General features: G+C 41.5%; 17 protein-coding genes. 9 read left to right on the forward strand and 8 right to left on the reverse strand.

The window, feature by feature from the left end; all coding sequences use genetic code 11:
• Positions 1-5: 5 nt before the first annotated feature.
• Together recF and BQ7997_RS19835 are read left to right on the forward strand one after the other, a co-directional pair.
• Positions 6-1112, forward strand: coding sequence for a DNA replication/repair protein RecF (gene recF, locus BQ7997_RS19830; RefSeq protein ID WP_044653431.1), 1107 nt, complete (start codon positions 6-8; stop codon positions 1110-1112).
• Complete coding sequence (locus tag BQ7997_RS19835; protein WP_073347764.1) at positions 1112-1399, forward strand: DciA family protein; 288 nt, start codon at positions 1112-1114, stop codon at positions 1397-1399. Before recF ends, BQ7997_RS19835 begins: the two co-directional genes overlap by 1 nt.
• Here the strand turns inward: BQ7997_RS19835 and BQ7997_RS19840 are convergent.
• The 7 genes from BQ7997_RS19840 to gap form a co-directional block, all read right to left on the reverse strand.
• Complete coding sequence (locus tag BQ7997_RS19840; protein ID WP_073347765.1) at positions 1386-2177, reverse strand: histidinol-phosphatase; 792 nt, start codon at positions 2175-2177, stop codon at positions 1386-1388. The two genes, BQ7997_RS19835 and BQ7997_RS19840, sit on opposite strands and share 14 nt — an antisense overlap.
• The gene (locus BQ7997_RS19845; RefSeq protein WP_235817351.1) at positions 2122-2646 is read right to left on the reverse strand and encodes a 5-formyltetrahydrofolate cyclo-ligase; all 525 of its coding nucleotides are present in this window, start codon (positions 2644-2646) and stop codon (positions 2122-2124) included. The genes BQ7997_RS19840 and BQ7997_RS19845 overlap by 56 nt, the downstream gene beginning before the upstream one ends.
• Positions 2624-4375 carry a S41 family peptidase gene (locus BQ7997_RS19850; RefSeq protein WP_073347766.1) on the reverse strand — a complete coding sequence of 584 codons (1752 nt, stop codon included), beginning with the start codon at positions 4373-4375 and terminating at the stop codon, positions 2624-2626. Before BQ7997_RS19850 ends, BQ7997_RS19845 begins: the two co-directional genes overlap by 23 nt.
• 30 nt (positions 4376-4405) lie before the next feature.
• Positions 4406-4855, reverse strand: coding sequence for a dCMP deaminase family protein (locus BQ7997_RS19855; protein WP_022140421.1), 450 nt, complete (start codon positions 4853-4855; stop codon positions 4406-4408).
• A 13-nt stretch (positions 4856-4868) separates the two neighbouring features.
• Complete coding sequence (locus tag BQ7997_RS19860) at positions 4869-5378, reverse strand: DUF4847 family protein (protein WP_022140420.1); 510 nt, start codon at positions 5376-5378, stop codon at positions 4869-4871.
• Positions 5379-5401: 23 nt separating this feature from the next.
• Positions 5402-7462: a M3 family metallopeptidase gene (locus BQ7997_RS19865; RefSeq protein ID WP_073347767.1), complete on the reverse strand. Its 2061-nt coding sequence runs from the start codon at positions 7460-7462 to the stop codon at positions 5402-5404.
• A 168-nt stretch (positions 7463-7630) separates the two neighbouring features.
• Positions 7631-8641, reverse strand: a complete 1011-nt coding sequence (gene gap, locus BQ7997_RS19870) for a type I glyceraldehyde-3-phosphate dehydrogenase (RefSeq protein WP_073347768.1) — start codon at positions 8639-8641, stop codon at positions 7631-7633.
• A gap of 141 nt (positions 8642-8782) precedes the next feature.
• On the opposite strand from gap, the gene mscL reads away from it, so the two are divergent.
• Positions 8783-9229 (forward strand): large-conductance mechanosensitive channel protein MscL, encoded by a 447-nt coding sequence (gene mscL / locus BQ7997_RS19875; protein ID WP_073347769.1) that lies wholly within the window; start codon positions 8783-8785, stop codon positions 9227-9229.
• A 128-nt stretch (positions 9230-9357) separates the two neighbouring features.
• The gene (gene guaA, locus BQ7997_RS19880; protein ID WP_073347770.1) at positions 9358-10881 is read left to right on the forward strand and encodes a glutamine-hydrolyzing GMP synthase; all 1524 of its coding nucleotides are present in this window, start codon (positions 9358-9360) and stop codon (positions 10879-10881) included.
• A gap of 127 nt (positions 10882-11008) precedes the next feature.
• On the opposite strand, the gene BQ7997_RS19885 is transcribed toward guaA, so the two are convergent.
• Positions 11009-11677, reverse strand: a complete 669-nt coding sequence (locus BQ7997_RS19885) for a Crp/Fnr family transcriptional regulator (protein ID WP_073347771.1) — start codon at positions 11675-11677, stop codon at positions 11009-11011.
• Positions 11678-11814: 137 nt separating this feature from the next.
• Here BQ7997_RS19885 and BQ7997_RS19890 point away from each other — a divergent pair, with 137 nt between their 5' ends.
• The 5 genes from BQ7997_RS19890 (at position 11815) to BQ7997_RS19910 (ending at position 19488) form a co-directional block, all read left to right on the forward strand.
• Positions 11815-12414 carry a MarC family protein gene (locus tag BQ7997_RS19890; protein ID WP_073347772.1) on the forward strand — a complete coding sequence of 200 codons (600 nt, stop codon included), beginning with the start codon at positions 11815-11817 and terminating at the stop codon, positions 12412-12414.
• Between the two features lie 179 nt (positions 12415-12593).
• Entirely contained in the window at positions 12594-13115 is a 522-nt protein-coding gene (locus BQ7997_RS19895; RefSeq protein ID WP_022137990.1) for an RNA polymerase sigma-70 factor, read from the forward strand.
• Between the two features lie 57 nt (positions 13116-13172).
• Complete coding sequence (locus BQ7997_RS19900; protein ID WP_083589309.1) at positions 13173-14261, forward strand: FecR family protein; 1089 nt, start codon at positions 13173-13175, stop codon at positions 14259-14261.
• Positions 14262-14368: 107 nt separating this feature from the next.
• Positions 14369-17986 (forward strand): SusC/RagA family TonB-linked outer membrane protein, encoded by a 3618-nt coding sequence (locus BQ7997_RS19905; RefSeq protein ID WP_073347773.1) that lies wholly within the window; start codon positions 14369-14371, stop codon positions 17984-17986.
• Positions 17987-18009: 23 nt separating this feature from the next.
• Complete coding sequence (locus BQ7997_RS19910; RefSeq protein WP_073347774.1) at positions 18010-19488, forward strand: RagB/SusD family nutrient uptake outer membrane protein; 1479 nt, start codon at positions 18010-18012, stop codon at positions 19486-19488.
• The last annotated feature ends 5 nt before the right edge of the window (positions 19489-19493 follow it).

Here is a 19493-nt window from a genome sequence, read left to right on the forward strand (position 1 = left end):
ACACAATGATACTGAAACGAATATCCATATTAAACTATAAGAATCTGGAAGAGGTGGAGCTGGGATTCTCCGCCAAGCTGAATTGTTTTTTCGGGCAGAATGGGATGGGAAAGACGAATCTGCTGGATGCAGTGTATTTTTTGTCTTTCTGCAAAAGTTCCGGCAATCCGATTGATTCACAGAATATTCGTCATGAACAGGACTTCTTCGTTATCCAGGGCTTTTATGAAGCCGAGGACGGGACTCCCGAGGAAATATATTGCGGGATGAAACGTCGTTCGAAGAAGCAGTTTAAGCGTAACAAGAAGGAGTATAGCCGTTTTTCCGACCACATCGGTTTTTTGCCTTTGGTCATGGTGTCGCCAGCCGACTCTGAATTGATAGCCGGGGGAAGTGAAGAACGGCGCCGGTTTATGGATGTCGTGATTTCCCAGTATGATAAGGAGTATCTGGATGCGCTGATACGGTATAACAAAGCATTGACACAACGCAACACCTTGCTGAAAAGTGAGTTCCCTGTGGAAGAAGAACTGTTTCTGGTATGGGAAGAAATGATGGCGCAGGCCGGTGAAGTTGTATTCAGAAAGCGTGAGGCGTTTATCAAAGAGTTTATTCCCATCTTCCAGTCTTTCTATTCTTTCATTTCACAGGATAAGGAACAGGTCGGATTGTCTTATGAGTCTCATGCACGGGATGCTTCTTTGATGGAAGTGCTGAAGCAAAGCAGGGAACGGGACAAGATTATGGGATTCTCCTTGCGGGGAATTCATAAGGATGAGCTGAATATGATGCTGGGCGAGTTTCCGATAAAGAAGGAAGGGTCGCAGGGGCAGAATAAAACGTATTTGGTGGCATTGAAATTGGCACAGTTTGACTTTTTGAAACGTACCGGAAGGACTGTTCCTTTATTATTGTTGGATGATATTTTCGATAAACTGGACGCTTCGCGTGTGGAACAGATCGTTAAATTGGTTGCGGGAGATAACTTCGGGCAGATATTTATAACGGATACGAACCGGGAACATTTGGATCGTATCTTGCATAAGGTAGGCAGTGATTTTAAGATTTTCCGTGTGGAAGCAGGAGTAATTCACGAAATGGAAGCTGAATAATGAAACGTAACGATGCAGAACCAATAGGAAAACTGATTCAGCAGTTTCTTCGTCAGGAGAGTTTGGAATCTCCGTTGAACGAACAAAGATTGTTGGATGCCTGGCCCAAAATCCTGGGACCTGCGGCGGCTTATACCAACAATCTTTATATTCGTAACCAGACTTTATATGTGCATCTCACTTCCGCAGCTCTTCGTCAGGAATTGATGATGGGACGCGAAATGCTGGTAAGTGCACTTAATGAAAAAGTGGGGGCTACGGTTATTACAAATATCATTTTCCGGTGAGGAAAGGTATCGTGTCTGTTACCTTTATTCCCAACTTCTTGAGTGTTTCGCCTGCACGGTCATAATAGAATGGTGCTTCCAGATACTGATTATTATGTGCATCCACTCCGATAATGGCAGTACAGCCTTCGTGAGCAGCTATTTCCCAGAAGTCGGGGTGAGGGATCGTTATAATTCCGTGATCCTCATTGTAGTCTTCGTAGCCGAGGTTATACTCCAACGGCAGATTTAACCGTGCCGCTGTCCGGCAGATGTGTCTGCTGACTAATTTGCAGTGACGGTCGAATCGGGGATAGGAACGCATGAATAAATCAGGGTGTGCCAGGTAAGCGAATAGTCCGCTTTCCATCCCTTCAATGGCGCTCTCTTCATAAAGTTCGAGCATATCCACCGTATCTGTATGCCGGCCGAAATAAGGAAACTTCTCGTCTGTATGAAAATGGTGATTTCCGAAGATGATGTAATCCAATTGATATTCCTTGATGACTTCTTTCAACCAGTGCAGGTAATCCGGGAAATATTCACATTCCAGTCCTATTTTCAGGCTGATTTGTTCTTTGTACTTTTCCCGTAACGAACGGAGACTTTCTACATACTCCGGCAGTTCTTTGGGAGTCATGCGGATGTCGGATACATAATTGGTATTGTATTTCCACGGGGTATGGTCAGAGAATCCTAATTCCTGATAACCGCCTTTGATGGCGCTTAAAACAAATTCTTCGTCACTCCCTGTCGCATGATGGCAGCGGGTGGTATGGGTGTGATAATTCGTCCTCATTGCTTGTTATGATTATGTCCATGCGTACATCGTATGAATCAGCAGGGACTTCTTCTACTAATTGGAACGGAAAGCAAATGCCTGCTTTATAGGCTGACGGAATACGTGACAGAAGGCGGTCATAATATCCCTTTCCCCGTCCCAGCCGGTTACCTTTGGCATCAAAAGCAACTCCGGGAACGGCAATAAAGTCTATACTGGCATAGTCTGTGAATACTTCTCCGGTAGGTTCTTCTATTCCGTAACTACCGGTTGCCATGTCTTCAGGGCTGCTATATATGCGTAATTCCAATTCATCGCCAACGACTACCGGGAGCAGAATCCGTTTTTCATTACTCCATTTCCGGATAAATGCGTGCGTGTCTACTTCGTCTTTCAACGAATGGTAGAGCAATATAGTATTTGCCGCCCTGAAAGCCGGATGGGCTTCGAGGGCGGCAAGTACTTTAGCTGATTGCAACTTCAGCATAGCTGAACCCTCGTGACGGGTCTTCAGTGATGCTATATACTTGCGCAGTTCTTTTTTTCTTTCCATCTTTCTTGTCCTTTGTCACTTCTTCCTCTTCCACTGCTACCGGAGCTTTAGGGAAGGCTTCTCCTTTTTCGAGTATCTCGATACCTTTATTGACAGTGGCGTCTGTCTTGTTGAAGTATTGGAGATAGGCTTCCAACCCTAGCATATTGTAGATGATGTTGCCATAGATATTCTTTTCTAGCAGCTTGTAGGATTTCTGGATAAGAATGTTTCTTCTTTTCACTCCCTTGCTGTCGGCAAAACGGACAAACTGTTCAACCAGACCCTGATGACGGAGATAGTTCAGTAACTCTTCTTCAGTCTCGTATTGGCTAAGTTTTTTCCGGTTATTATCCGTATATTGGAATGTAAACTGAATAGTCAGCCCACGGTTGATGACTGTAGAAAGATAGGAAGTGACTCCTGTCGTATCTTGTGGCACGAATATATCGGGCATGATACCGCCGCCACCATATACAGTACGTCCCAGGCTCGTGTTATAACGTTCTTTCTCATTTTGCTTGATGCTGTCGCGGGAGAAGAACTCACCATGTTCGTAACGGTTGTATAAGTCGAGTTCATAGTTACGGTCTTTACCACTTTCGTAAGGACGTTGGATACAGCGTCCGGATGGAGTGTAGTAGCGGGCAATCGTCAGGCGGATAGCCGAACCATCGCTGAAGTCGATAGGTTGTTGAACCAGTCCCTTGCCAAAGGAACGGCGTCCTACTACTGTACCCCGGTCGTTGTCCTGGATAGCTCCGGTGAAGATTTCACTGGCAGAGGCAGAACCTTCGTCAATCAATACGACGAGCGGCATCTTCTGACAGCTACCTGTGCCGTTGGCAAATTCTTCCGCACGCGGATATTTGCGGCCTTGAGTATATACAATCAGTTTTCCTTCAGGCAGGAACTCATTAACCATGCGGATAGCGGCTTCCATATATCCACCGGTATTACCGCGCAGGTCGATAATCAACCCTTTACATTTCTTATGGTTGAGTTGAGCCAATGCATTGAGCAGTTCTACATGAGTGGTACGGCCGAATTTGCTGACTTTTACGTAGCCGATGTCGTCATTTACCATATAAGCGGCATCAACCGTATTTTGAGGAATATCTCCACGGGTGATGCTAAAGTTCAATAGCTCTTTCTCTCCCATGCGTTTGACTCCTAGCTTCACTTGGGAACCTTTAGGCCCTTTAAGAGTACGCATCGCTCGTTCGTTAGTCACTTTTTTACCGACAAAGAGGCTGTCGTCTACGGTGACGATACGGTCGCCCGCCATCAGCCCTACTTTTTCGGAAGGGCCGCCCTGGATGACTGCATTCACATGAATGGTGTCATTCTGTATGGTGAATTGAATTCCGATTCCGCTAAAGCTGCCTTCCAGTTCAGAGTTGACTTCTTCAAGATTCTGAGCTGGGATGTAAGTTGAATGCGGATCGAGTTCGGCCAAAATCTGTGGCATCGCTTTTTCTACGAGATCGGTCATGTTAACAGTGTCTACATACTGGTCGTCTACAATTCGCAACAATGCATTCAGCTTGTTGGAAGAGCCGTTGATGATACCCAGGCGGTTGCCGGCGAAATGCTTGGCATAAAATGTGCCGATAAGAATCCCGAGAACCACGCTGACTGCTATGATGACAGGTGTGAAACGTGAAGAGTTTTTTGTACTCATGTCTATTCCTTTTTTAAAACGTTCGTCTTATTATTTGTTCGAAGCAGAATTATCATCCGTTTCTGTGTAGATGACCTCAATTCCTGCCCGTTTTAATAACTCTATTCCATCTTCCAGGCGATAATGCTCGGAGTAAACTACCCGCTTGATTCCTGCCTGTATGATTAACTTTGCACATTCGATGCAGGGGGAAGCCGTGACATACATCGTGGCTCCGTCACTACTGTTGTTTGAACGTGCTATTTTAGTAATGGCGTTTGCTTCCGCATGCAGGACGTATGGCTTTGTCAAGTTGTTTTCATCTTCGCATACGTTCTCGAAGCCGGAAGGCGTTCCGTTATACCCGTCGGAGATAATCATTTTATCCTTAACGATTAAGGCTCCTACTTTACGGCGTTGACAATAGGAATTTTCAGCCCAAATGCTAGCCATACGTATATAACGTTTGTCAAGTTCTAATTGTTTCTTTTCTGAGTCCATGTCGTTTTGCTGATTAGTTATTTACTACACGGAAAACCATACGGAAAGTTTGTTGGCTTCCGGCAGGCTTATATAAAAGGTATAAGTTTTTATTATCCCCTTCATACGATGTCGCATTGTTGAGGCCTTGTATGAAGCTTTTGGCTAGTTTGTCTCCACCATCATTTCCTTCGGTGATATTGGCGTTGAAGTCATTGTTTTTGCCGTTTGCGCTCCAGGTTCCTGCAAGGGAATAAGAAGCGACTACAGTTCCTCTTATTTTTCCACTGATGAGATCTCCTTCAGCTACGCCTTCAAATATGACATTGTATGTTCCATTTTTATTAAGCTCTTCAATACTTTTCTTTTTTTCCGCTTCATTCTCCCAAAAACCGAACATTTCGTGACCACCATCCACTGTGATATAGTTCAATTTCCACGTTTTTCCTGTAAAGATGGCAGCTACATCATCTGTATCGTTGCACCCTGCAAATAAGGGAAGCAATAGGAATAAACCTACTATTTGAAATATATTCTTCTTCATACCTAATATTTAATACTTGATACTTATTTCTTAATTCCGTTTCTGATTAATAAAGCGTCAATAGTCGGTTCCTGCCCGCGGAAGCGTTTGTAAAGCGTCATCGGATGCTCCGTACCCCCTTTAGACAGGATATTGGTGCGGAACGAGTCAGCAACTTCCTGATTGAATATCCCTTTTTGCTTGAATAGTGAAAAAGCATCAGCATCCAGTACTTCCGCCCATTTGTAGCTGTAATATCCTGCGGCATATCCACCTGCAAAGATATGTGAGAATTGAGTGCTCATACAAGCTTCTTGTACTATCGGCAGTATCTGCGTCTTTTTCCATGCTTCCTGTTCATAGGCTTTCACATCTCCCTCAAAAGGGGTAGTGCGAGTGTACCATGCCATATCAAGCAGTCCGAAACTTAACTGTCTCAGGCAGGCGTATGCAATATTGAAATTCGAAGCGTCTACCAGACGCTTGATTAATTCATCCGGCAAGATTTCTCCAGTCTGATAATGACGGGCGAAAGTATTCAGAAAGTCCTTCTCAATGGCGAAATTCTCCATAATCTGTGAAGGAAGTTCTACAAAGTCCCAATATACATTTGTACCGCTTAAACTCTTGTAGGTAGAGTTGGCAAACACGCCATGCAGGCTATGCCCGAATTCATGCAGGAATGTTTCCACTTCGTTGAATGTCAACAGGGCAGGTTTGTTCTCGGTCGGCTTGGTGAAGTTCATCACGACAGAAACATGCGGCCGGCTGTTCTCACCCGTCTGTTGATTTATCCATTGGTCTTTGTAACTTGTCATCCAGGCACCCGAACGTTTTCCGAGACGTGGATGGAAGTCTGTATATAAGACAGCCAGGAATTTTCCGTCTTTATCGAATACTTCGAAAGCTTCTACATCTTTATGGTAAACAGGAATTTCCGTATTCTTCCGGAATGTGATTCCATACAGCTTTTCCGCCAGTCCGAATACCCCTTTCTTTACTTGTCCGAGTTCAAAGTAGGGGCGGAGCATTTCTTCGTTGATATTGAATTTTTTATCTTTCAGCTTGTTGGAATAATAGCTCCAGTCCCAAGGCATTACCACAAAATCGTCTCCTTGCTCCTGACGGGCCAGTTCCTGTACTTCTTTGTATTCCTGCTGTGCGGTGGGCGTATATGCTTCCAAAAGTTGATTGAGTAGCTTATATACAGATTCACTGTTTTCAGCCATCCTTTTCACGAGCATATATTCCGCATAATCTTTATATCCCAACAGTTGGGCTATCTTCATGCGTGTATTGGCTATCTTCTTCACGATTTCGATGTTGTTGAACTCATTATCGTGCGTACATTTAGTATTAAAAGCCATATACAGTCTTTGGCGTAAGTCGCGGTTGTTGGCATATGTCATAAAAGGGACATAGCTTGGTGCATGAAGCGTGAACGCCCATCCTTCCTTATCTTCGTTTTTCGCTGTTTCAGCAGCGGCCTCTACGATAATGTCGGGTAATCCGGCAAGACTTTCCTTTTTTGTCAACAACATCTGGTAACGGTTCGTCTCTTTCAGGTTGTTTTCGCTGAAGTCAAGCGTCAGTTTGCTCAATTCCGTTGTCAGCCGGCGGTATTCTTCCCGTGCTTCGCCTTCCAGATTGGCACCGTGGCGGACGAAACTGTTATAGGCATTTTCCAGTAGCTTGCTTTGTTCCTGTGTAAGTTTTAAGTTTTCTTTTTGGTTATACACTTCTTTCACGCGTGCGAAAAGCTTTTCGTTCAGCGTGATGTTGTTACTATGCTCGCTAAGTAACGGCATGATTTTTTGAGCCAGTTCCTGCAGGTCATCGTTTGTCTCTGCGCTGAGCATATTCCCGAAAACGGCTGCCACTCTATCCAATAAATCTCCCGAATTTTCGAAAGCTTCTATTGTATTGCTGAAAGTCGCTTTTTCCGGATTCTGTATGATAGCATCTATTTCTGCATTCTGCTGCTTGATTCCTTCAAGGATGGCAGGTTCATAGTGTTCGGTTTTTATCCGGTCAAAGGGCACGGTTCCGTGCGGTGTCTGGTATTGCCCGAAGAAAGGATTCTGGGCATTTGTTATATTGTTCATGGTGCAAACTAGTATCAATGTTATTAATAATCTCTCCATAGAAATACAAAACTACTAAAATTGTGGCTGATTCAACGGATAACCGCTTGCTTTTTAACAATATATAAAATGAATACAAAAAAACCGCCACGGTTACCCGCAGCGGTTTCTTATATGTTAATCTTCTAATTAAGCGTTAACTGATGCCATGTGAGCGATCAAGTCAAGAACTTTGTTAGAGTAACCGATTTCGTTGTCATACCAAGATACAACTTTAACGAATGTATCAGTCAAAGCGATACCAGCTTTAGCATCGAAGATAGAAGTACGAGCGTCACCCAAGAAGTCAGAAGAAACTACTGCATCTTCAGTGTAACCCAGGATACCTTTCAATTCGCCTTCAGAAGCTTCTTTCATAGCAGCGCAGATTTCAGCGTAGCTAGCAGGTTTAGCCAAGTTAACTGTCAAGTCAACTACAGATACGTCCAAAGTCGGAACACGCATAGACATACCAGTCAGTTTGCCGTTCAATGCAGGGATAACTTTACCTACAGCCTTAGCAGCACCAGTAGAAGAAGGGATGATGTTGCCAGAAGCAGCACGACCACCTCTCCAGTCTTTCATAGAAGGACCGTCAACTGTTTTCTGAGTAGCAGTTGTAGAGTGAACTGTAGTCATCAAACCGTCAAGAATACCGAACTTGTCGTTCAATACTTTAGCGATAGGAGCCAGACAGTTAGTAGTACAAGAAGCGTTAGATACGAATTGAGTACCTTTCACGTATGTTTTTTCGTTTACACCGCAAACGAACATCGGAGTATCATCTTTAGAAGGAGCTGACATTACAACATATTTTGCACCAGCTTCGATGTGAGCCTGAGCTTTGTCTTTGCTCAAGAATAAACCTGTAGATTCAACAACGTATTCAGCTTCTACTTCATTCCATTTCAAGTCAGCCGGATTTCTTTCAGCTGTGATACGGATAGCTTGACCGTTAACAATCAATTTACTGTTTTCAACATCTGCTTCGATAGTACCATCGAACTGACCGTGCATTGTATCATATTTCAGCATATAAGCCAAGTAATCAACCGGGCAAAGGTCATTGATACCTACGATTTGAATATCGTTTCTTTTCATTGCAGCGCGGAAAACGAAACGTCCGATACGTCCGAATCCATTAATACCTACTTTAATCATTTTGTTTAAACTTTTAAGGGTTTTATAATATTTGTTCAAATATCTCTCAGCCTCCGCACTTGTTTTATTTTCAAATGCGGTGCAAAATTACAAAAATGTTTTTATATTCGCACATTAAATTCACATTAAATATTGAAAAAGATGGGAAAGAGTACATTTTTACAGGACTTTAAGGCGTTTGCAATGAAAGGCAACGTTATCGACATGGCTGTCGGTGTAGTTATTGGTGGTGCGTTTGGAAAAATCGTATCGTCATTGGTGGCTAACGTAATCATGCCCCCGATCGGTTTATTGGTTGGTGGTGTGAACTTTACGGATTTGAAATGGGTAATGAAAGCGGCTGAGGTAGGAGCCGACGGCAAGGAGATTGCGCCGGCGGTATCTTTGGATTACGGTCAGTTCTTGCAGGCTACTTTTGATTTCCTTATCATTGCTTTTTCTATATTTTTATTTATACGTTTGATTACGAAGCTGACAACGAAGAAAAAAGAAGAAGCTGCAGCGGTGCCGCCTGCTCCTCCTGCACCTACAAAAGAAGAGGTGTTGTTGACGGAGATTCGCGATTTGCTGAAAGAAAAGAAGATTTGAGCTGATTAAAACAGGGAGATTCCAAGTATTATCTTGTGAATCTCCTTTATTTTTTTCTTCATTATTATATAGATTGCGTACTTTTTTCTACTTTTGCAGACCATTTTATTCAAAACCCATACATTGATATGCAGGAAAAAATAATAATTCTTGATTTCGGTTCGCAGACAACGCAACTTATAGGTCGTCGTGTCCGCGAATTGGATACGTATTGCGAAATTGTTCCTTATAACAAATTTCCTAAAGAAGATACTACAATTAAAGGGGTGATCCTTTCGGGAAGCCCTTTTTCTGTTTATGACAAAGATGCTTTTAAAGTTGACTTGAGTGAGATTCGCGGTAAATATCCGATATTGGGTATCTGCTATGGTGCTCAGTTTATGTCGTACACCAATGGTGGAAAAGTGGAGCCGGCCGGTACACGCGAATATGGACGTGCTCATCTGGCTTCTTTCTGCAAAGATAATGTGTTGTTCAAGGGAGTTCGTGACGGCTCGCAGGTGTGGATGAGCCACGGTGATACAATTACAGCTATCCCGGATAATTTTAAGAAAATTGCTTCGACAGATAAAGTAGAGATTGCTGCTTATCAGATAGAAGGTGAAAATGTGTGGGGGGTACAATTCCATCCGGAAGTGTTCCACAGTGAAGATGGCACACAGATGTTGAAGAACTTTGTAGTAGATGTTTGCGGTTGCAAGCAGGACTGGTCTCCGGCTTCTTTCATTGAAAGCACTGTTGCCGAATTGAAAGCTCAGTTGGGTGATGATAAAGTAGTTCTTGGATTGAGCGGCGGTGTCGATTCTTCCGTTGCTGCCGTGTTGTTGAACAAGGCTATCGGCAAAAATCTGACTTGTATCTTTGTAGATCATGGTATGCTGCGTAAGAACGAGTTTAAGAATGTGATGGCAGATTACGAATGTCTCGGTCTGAATGTGATTGGCGTAGATGCCAGCGAGAAGTTCTTCTCCGAATTGGCTGGTGTAGCCGAACCGGAAAGCAAGCGTAAGATTATAGGTAAGGGCTTTATCGATGTATTCGATGTGGAAGCTCACAAAATAAAAGATGTGAAATGGCTGGCTCAGGGTACTATCTATCCGGATTGCATCGAATCATTGTCTATCACAGGTACGGTGATTAAGAGTCACCACAATGTAGGCGGTCTTCCCGAAAAGATGAATTTGAAATTGTGCGAACCGCTTCGGTTGTTGTTCAAGGATGAAGTTCGCCGTGTAGGTCGTGAATTGGGTATGCCGGAACATCTGATTACCCGTCATCCGTTCCCGGGACCGGGCTTGGCTGTGCGTATCTTGGGAGATATTACTCCGGAGAAAGTGCGTATCCTGCAAGATGCCGATGATATCTTCATTCAGGGACTGCGTGACTGGGGATTGTATGATAAGGTTTGGCAGGCAGGAGTTATCTTATTGCCGGTACAATCTGTCGGTGTGATGGGTGATGAACGTACGTACGAGAGAGCCGTTGCCTTGCGTGCCGTAACATCTACAGATGCCATGACTGCCGACTGGGCACATTTGCCCTATGAATTTATGGGCAAAGTTTCGAACGATATTATTAATAAGGTAAAAGGTGTGAACCGCGTAACCTATGACATCAGTTCAAAGCCGCCTGCAACCATAGAATGGGAGTGATAAATATCCATAATTATATCTATCATATAAAAGCCTCAACGGGAAATCCCATTGAGGCTTTTATATGATAGATATGATCGTTTGTTATATTGTACGAGCTAGTAATTGTGATAGCTCTATTCTAGCTTTATTCGCTTACCAGTTTCTGTGCATCCGGAATGAGAATCTCTTTCCGGCGTAATTCAAGCAAACCACTATCTTGCAATTCATTAAGTGCTTTGGAAGTATTCAACCGCGTATCATCCAAATAACGGGCAAGGTCGTCCATCTTTACTTTGAATATCTTTTCTCCCTGTGGCTTCTCGCAATGTAGCAGGAAAAAGCGAATGATTTTATCCTTTAAATCCTGTGTAGGCTCTTCCCATAAGCGTGAATAAAGATTTTGTGCCCGGTTGCTGACGATATTCATGTAGTTGAGCCGGAAAATCTCGTATTTGAACAGGTCGCTGAGTACAAACACTTTACTGATGCTTACTGTATGTGCTTCCGTGTGCGCTATATAAGAAGAATTATAATTCGTATTCATTCCGAATAACGACTGCGGCTCTATCAGGTAGGGCGCTTCCATTTGTTCAATGACAGTGTAAATGTTTTCTTTAGAATTGGTGACAATTGAAACCTCGCCTTTTAGCAGAAAGCGGAGCTGTGTACAAGGACTACCACTCTCAATGATAGTTTCTCCCGCTTTATGCTTGATAAAGTGTAGCTTTACCTTATCCAGTATACTGGTGAAATCTTCATGACAAAGACCTTGGAATAAAGGCAATTGGAGCAAAGTGTCGAACATTGTTTCCATACGTCGTAATCTCTTGTTAATCGTACAAATTTACTCATAATACGACACTGCCGTCAACATATACCCCTTCTTTTTGTTTTTTTTATTGTTTGAATGCATAAAAATAGAGTATATTTGCAGAAAAAAAGGAGGAAATTATGTTCGCAGGCTTTAATTGGCAACAGATGGTTAGTGCGTTTATCGTACTTTTCGCGGTAATAGATATTATCGGCTCTATACCTATTATTATTAACTTGAAGGAAAAAGGTAAAGATGTGAATGCGATGAAAGCTACTCTCATCTCCTTTGCTTTATTGATAGGATTTTTCTATGCGGGAGATATGATGCTGAAACTTTTCCATGTAGATATTGAATCTTTTGCTGTTGCCGGTGCGTTTGTTATTTTCCTCATGTCTTTGGAAATGATTCTGGACGTTGAAATTTTCAAGAATCAAGGACCTATCAAAGAAGCCACTCTAGTACCGCTTGTCTTTCCTTTGCTGGCAGGTGCCGGAGCTTTCACTACATTGCTTTCTCTTCGGGCGGAATATGCCAGTATTAATATCATCATTGCATTGGTTTTGAATATGATTTGGGTGTATTTCGTCGTTAGTATGACCGGGCGTGTGGAACGTTTTCTCGGAAAAGGCGGTATCTATCTTATCCGTAAATTCTTCGGTATTATCCTGCTGGCTATTTCAGTGAGGCTGTTTACGGCAAATATAACGTTGCTGATTGAAGCGTTACATAAATCCTAAGTATTATTTTCCCTCTTTTTTGCTTTTTACTTGTTCTTTTTATATATTTGGCGGTTTTACTCGAACTCTCACTGAAGTGAGGACGTTGAGTTATCAAGAAATCGGTGAAGCAGTATAAAGTCACGGTATTTTCTTGAAAGTAATTAACTCGAAAAAATAAACCACCAAATCATTCGCAGATGAAGACGCATAAAGATAGTTCGAAGATTACGATGGATGAATTTGACAGGATATATGATAAATATTATCCTCAACTCTTTTACTATGCCTATGGTTTTGTGGAAGACTCAGAGATCTGTCGTGATATTGTATCAGATGTGTTCGGTCAGGCATGGGAAAATGTAGAGCGTTTGGAAAATGCTACTGTAGGTAGTTTCCTGTATTCGTGCGTACGGAATAAATGCATTGATTATTTGAGACATGACCAGGCTGCCCGGCAGTATGCGGAATATTTGCAAGAGGCAGTAGAAGATGAAGAAGGATTGACTCCGGAGGAATACGAGGAACGAATGAACAATGTGAAACAGATTATATCGGAATTACCGCCTCGTACGCGTTTTGTTTTGGAACAGTGTTATTTTAATAATAAGAAATATAGGGAAGTAGCAGAAATTCTCGATGTCACTTCGAGTGCGGTAAAGAAACATATTATGAAGGCGCTGGCTATACTTCGTGAACGTTTATCTGTTATAAAACCGTAAAAAAAGTACCTCAAAAAGGATCGACTCCGTATAAATATAAAAGACAGTTGTAGTAATATGATAGAAGATATAAATGATAAAGAAGATATTCGCCTGATATTAGATTATAAACGGGCCATGGCTATGGATAAGGTTCCTCTTCCTGATATGGAAGAGGAGCGGAAGCGTTTTTGGGAGAAGCAAAAACAAGTGCGTCCCTTCTCCCATGAAATGCAACAGAACGTAAATATAAAGATGTTACGTTTGAAACGCTGGTGTATTGCTGCATCGGTAGCGGCTGTACTTTTTCTCGGATTATTTTTGGGAGCCTTCTTTTATCATCCTTCTGTAGTGCAGGTTCAAGTGTTTGCTGCCGATAAATCGGCAGTGGATCCAAAGTTGAATTTTGGAGATATTACTTATGTAATTAAGGAAGAAACACCGGACCAGCAGTTATATGCTCATGGAATAATTGCTACCCGTAAATCTATTGATTTGAGTACAAAGAAAGCTGCAACCTTGCCTATTGAAGAGCAATTACAAACGTTGACCACTCCTTGCGGGCAGGATTATACGGTTACTCTTTCCGACGGGACTACTGTTTTGCTTAATGCTGCCAGTCAATTGATTTTTCCGGATGTTTTTGTGAAAGAACAGCGCATTGTCTATTTGAAAGGAGAAGCCTATTTTGATGTAGCTCCTGATAAAGAACATCCTTTTATTGTAAAAACGGACTATTTTGAAACGGTAGTTCTCGGAACAAAGTTCAATGTGCGTTCCTACTCTAAACTTGATGCTCATGTTACTTTATTGGAAGGTAAAGTGACTGTTGCCAACGATATGGCGCCTGCGTTGACTTTACAGCCGGAAGAACAAGCGTCGCTGACGGAAGATGGGATGTTAAGAAAACAAGCGGTAGACATTTACCCCTATCTGGAATGGCAGAACGGCTATTTCTATTTTGACAATGTGTCGCTTGTAGAGATAATGCAGGAGTTGGGACGTTGGTACAATGTAGATGTGGTATTTGAGAATGATGAGATGATCGATTATAAAATGCACTTTGTGGCTAGTCGTACGGAAAGTCTGATGTATGCAGTCCGTAACTTGAATGCACTCGGTATATTTTATGTAACTTTGGATGGAAACCGAATAATAATTCAGTAAAATCTATTATCTGTTAACTTTTTGATGTTTTTCTTTTAAAACTTGGTACCCGATTATCGTTGATTACGTATTATTTGTGACTTTACATTTAAATTAGCAAATAGTATATGATGAAACGATTGAATGAAGAGCGTAGAGAAAGACCGTGTATACAGAGTTGGAAGTATCTGGTCGGTTTCCTGTTAATGTTTGCCTTTGTTACAGGATTGGCAGCGCAGGAGAAAGAGAAAAAGGTCACGATGAAATGCGTGAATGAGAAGTTGACAGATGCTTTAAAAAGGGTAGAAAAGCAATCTAGTTACAAAATTGTATTTAGTTACAATGAACTCCACTCCATTCGTGTTAATGCTTCTATTCAGGAGTTGACAGCTCCGGAAGCTGTGAAAAAACTCATTGCCGGTCAGCCAGTTAAAAGTTCGGTTGATGGCAGATATATCCATGTGTTTCTAAAAAAAGATAAAAAGGAAGCTTTAGAGAAAGGATTATTAAGAGGGCAGGTAGTGGATGAAAATGATGAACCGCTGCCTGGTGTGTCTGTCAGGGTGAAGAATGGTCGTTCTACAGGTACACTGACGGATTTGAATGGCTGTTTTTCTATTCCCGTAAAGGAAGGACAGAGTGCTATGCTGACTTTTTCTTTTATAGGCAAAAAGACAGTGGAAAAAATGGTGAATGACGGTTGGGGAGTACAGGTGAAACTGGAAGAAATGGTGAACGCAGTTGATGAGGTGGTGGTTACCGGTTATCAAGTGATGGACAAGCGTTTGATGGCAAGTGCTACCTCTACGGTGAAGATGGATGACATAAAGATACCGACTATCAATTCTGTAGATAAGATGTTGCAAGGTACTATACCGGGATTGATGGTGCAAAACAGTTCCGGTTCTCCTAATGCAACTCCACGTATCCGTATGCGTGGTTCCTCGACGATTTACGGTAATGCTTCTCCGTTGTGGGTGGTAGATGGGATTGTTTATGAAGATCCTATTGATTTGTCTAATGACGAACTCAATAATGTGTTGATGGGAAGCGATATGCTTGATCAGGTGAATCAAAATGCTACTCGCAGTTTGTTAGGCAATGCGATAGCAGGGGTAAATCCCAATGATATTGAATCTATTACGTTTTTGAAAGATGCTTCAGCCACAGCTATATATGGTACACGTGCTGCCAATGGGGTGATTGTGCTGACTACCAAGAAAGGTAAAATAGGGAAACCTGCAATTAGTTTTTCCGCATCTTTAGGATTTACAGGACGTCCTCGCTATTCACAGTATAATCTGATGAATTCGAAAGAGCGTGTAGGCATTTCAAGAGAAGTGGCAGAGAAAGGATATTTATATGATTATATGCCCTATGCTACCGGTTTCGAAGGTGCTTTGTTTGATTTTTATAACATGAAAATTACAAAAAGCGAATTTGACGAGCAAGTGGCTAAATATGAAACTATGAATACCGACTGGTTCAAGCTTCTTTGTCGGAACGCTTTCAATCAAGATTATAGTGCCAGTATTTCAGGAGGTAACGAGAGAGTCAATTATTATACATCTATCGGATATAATAATTCCAAGGGAACTACTAAAGGAGATAACTCAACCAGTTATAGTTTGACTTCTAATATTTCAGCCTATCTGACTAAAAAAGTCAGAGCTTATACTCGTTTAAGTTTCTCAGAGCAAAAAAGTGATGGTTTTTATACCACGAACCCTTATACTTATGCGTTGCAAACTACTCGTGCTATTGGCCCTGATGAATATTACACGACTCAGATTAATACTATTGATGGGTTATCCAATAATTATCCGTTGACATATAATATATTTAATGAACTGGCACATACCGGTAATGAGGCAAAATCCCGTAATTTCAGTGGTAATGTAGGCATTGATGTGAAAATATGGAAAGGATTGACGCTTCAGACGCTTTTTGGTCTACGTTATGTTAACTCTACTAATTATCAGTGGGCGGACGAACGTTCTTATTATATTGCAGGCATTCGTGGATATGATTATGGTACGGTGATTCCCAACGGTGAAGAAGAAAAGAAAAGTAAATTGCCTCATGGAGGAATTTTAAATTATAATTCGGTGAATAATGTGGGTTATACAGCTCGTGCTCAACTTTCGTATGCTACCACCTTTGGAGAGATGCAGCAACATGCCATTAATGGTATGATTGGCTATGAGGCAACCTCCAATCAATATGACGGTTTTAATGATGTAGAATATGGATATTATCCGGATCGTGGGATGGCTGTCAGTTATGAATATGATAAGGAAAGTGCCGGAAGCTCGGTCCTGAATAATTCTTCATTGGAAAAACATACTGTGTCTCGTAAGAATACGAAGAATAATGCAGTGTCTGCTTATGCGACTTTGGTTTATGCGTTGAAGAACCGCTATATTTTTAATGCTAATTTGCGTGGGGATGCTTCCAATCGTTTTGGGCAATACACAAATCATAAATTTCTTCCTGTATGGAGTTTGGCGGCAAGGTGGAAGATAAATGATGAAAGTTGGTTTAGAGACTGGAAAGCTTTGGATGATTTCAGTATACGTTTTTCTTATGGTCAACAGGGTAATATTCCTACTTCTGTAGGACCAAATCTTGTAGCACAATACATGGCGCTTGCGGTTAACCGTTTTTCAGGGAACTACCAATTGGGAATTAAACGTCTGCCTTATCCTGATTTGCGTTGGGAAAAGACGGTTACAACTAATTATGGATTGGATTTTTCTTTGTTGAACGGCAGAATCTCGGGTACTGTCGATTATTATGTACGTAAAGGTAAAGACTTGATTTTTAGTTTGCCGGTAGCCAGTGAGTATGGAACGACTCAAACTTTCCGTAATGGTGCCAGTATGAAAAATTATGGTATTGAAGTGGGATTGACTTTTATTCCTGTTCAAACACGTGACTTTACTTGGACGCTAACTCCGATTTATTCGAAAAACACCAATAACATAAGCAATACTACCAAGCAGGATTATACTTATCTGGATTATCTGGCTGGTAATGCTTTTGAAAATGGAAAACCTGTAAATGCATTGTATGCCTGGGAGTTCAAAGGGTTAGATCATGAAACAGGCCGTGCAATGTTTGAACATTGTTCGACAAATGAATCAGAAGTAGAGAAAAGTAATGATCCGAAAAGTTACCTGAAATATTGTGGTTCGACTGATCCGAAGTTTAACGGGGGACTTTCGACTTCGTTACGTTATAAGAATTTTATATTGAATGCTCAGTTTGCTTATGCTTTCGGGCATGTGAAACGTTTGAATTTCCTTTTCAGCGGAACAATGAAGATGCCTACTCCGCAAACAAATCTGACGACAGATTTCTTGCATTGCTGGCGGGAACCGGGCGATGAGGAGCATACTGATATTCCGGGTATTGCTTTTGGTGAGACACAGAATTATTATGTCTATACTCCGATTGCAAATGCAACTCAACAGAATACGTACGATATGTATAATTATTCGGATGTACGTGTGGTAAAAGCCGATTTCTTTCGTTGCCGTAATCTGATGTTGACTTATACTTTGCCGGATAAATGGCTTCAACCGTTAAATATCGCAGGTATGTCCTGTTCGTTTAATGTGACCAATCTTTTCACATTGTGTAGCTCAAGATTTGATGGACAAGATCCGGAGGTAGCTTCTACCGGAAGTGTTGCATTGCCTATTACACGAACTTATTCGTTCTCGGTAAGTCTTAATTTTTAATTCTTAAAAATCTTTTGTAGATTATGAATAGTAAATATATATTGATATTATTCTCTATATACATAATGTGTATATGTTCCTCTTGCAGTGATTTTCTGAAAGAAGTTTCGCAAGATGAGTTTGAACCGAAAACAGCTTCTGCTTTTCAAGAATTGTTGAATGGAGAGGGATATTCAACTACCATTTGTTTCGATCCTATTACAGATATATTGACTGATGATGTAGAAGGAGCCCAGGGACAATCTTATAATTACACAGATGAAAACCTGGCTCATCGCGCAGTCTATACGTGGCAATCTAATATGTATTTGTTGTTGAGTGATTACAATATGACTAATCTCTTACACACATATCAGAATCTCTATAAATGCATTATGGCTTGTAATCTGGTTATAGACGGGCTGACGACTGCGGACGGAACAGAAGATGAAAAAACGCAGACAAGAGGTGAGGCATTGTCACTACGCGCTTATTATTATTTCTTATTGGTGAATTTATATGCTATGCCCTATAATTGTGCAGGAACTACTCCGGAGAGTCTTTTGGGAGTACCTCTAGTTATTAAACCGGAAATTAGGGATGAGGGAATTGCACGTAATACAGTTGCAGAAGTGTATACTCAAATATGTAAGGATATTGAAGAAGCCTGTAGTTTGCTGGATGGAAAAACAGGTAACACGATCGGATTGTTCCGTATTAATAATGTAGCAGCTCATCTTTTAGCTTCACGAATTTATTTATATATGGAAAATTGGGATAAGGTGATAGAACATGCTGATGCAGCTTTGACTGGTGCTCCGGCATTAGTTGATCTGACTACATATCAACTGAGTAATGCAGCTTCACCGCAGTATGCCACTAATAATATTATTTCCAGGAATTTTCCGGAAGTTGTATTTATTGGAGGTATGGCCAGACATATAAAAACAGAAGGTACGTTGATCAGGGTGTCTGACAGCGGTTCGAATGCTTTATTGAGACTATATGATTCTTCGGATGCCCGTCGAAATATATTTTTTAGTGATATGAGTTTTTTGTATTATAAATATTGGATGGCTAAACGTGGAACTCAGGAACAGGGGTTTGTATGGCGTACTGCAGAACTTTATTTAAATCGTGCGGAAGCTTATGCAGCTAAATATATGGCAGGAGATAACTCTTGTGGACAAAAGGCTGTCGATGACCTGGATGCTCTTCGCAGTAAACGTTTGTCGAATTTTGTGGCTTATACGTTAACCACGCCTGCAGCTCTGATGGAATTTTGTCATGAAGAACGTCGCCGTGAACTTTGTTTTGAATCACATCGCTGGTTTGATCTCCGTCGTTATGGTATGCCTTCTATTGAACATACATGGTATGATGCATCAGGAAACCGTACCGTATATACATTGAAGGAGAAAGATTTGGGTTATGTATTACCTATTCCGCAAGATGCAATGGATACAAATTCAGCTTTAAAACAAAATGAATTGGCTCCGGAGCGTGTAGGCGAGGTAAATTAAATAGT

This window comes from Bacteroides congonensis, assembly GCF_900130125.1.
Classification (GTDB): domain Bacteria; phylum Bacteroidota; class Bacteroidia; order Bacteroidales; family Bacteroidaceae; genus Bacteroides; species Bacteroides congonensis.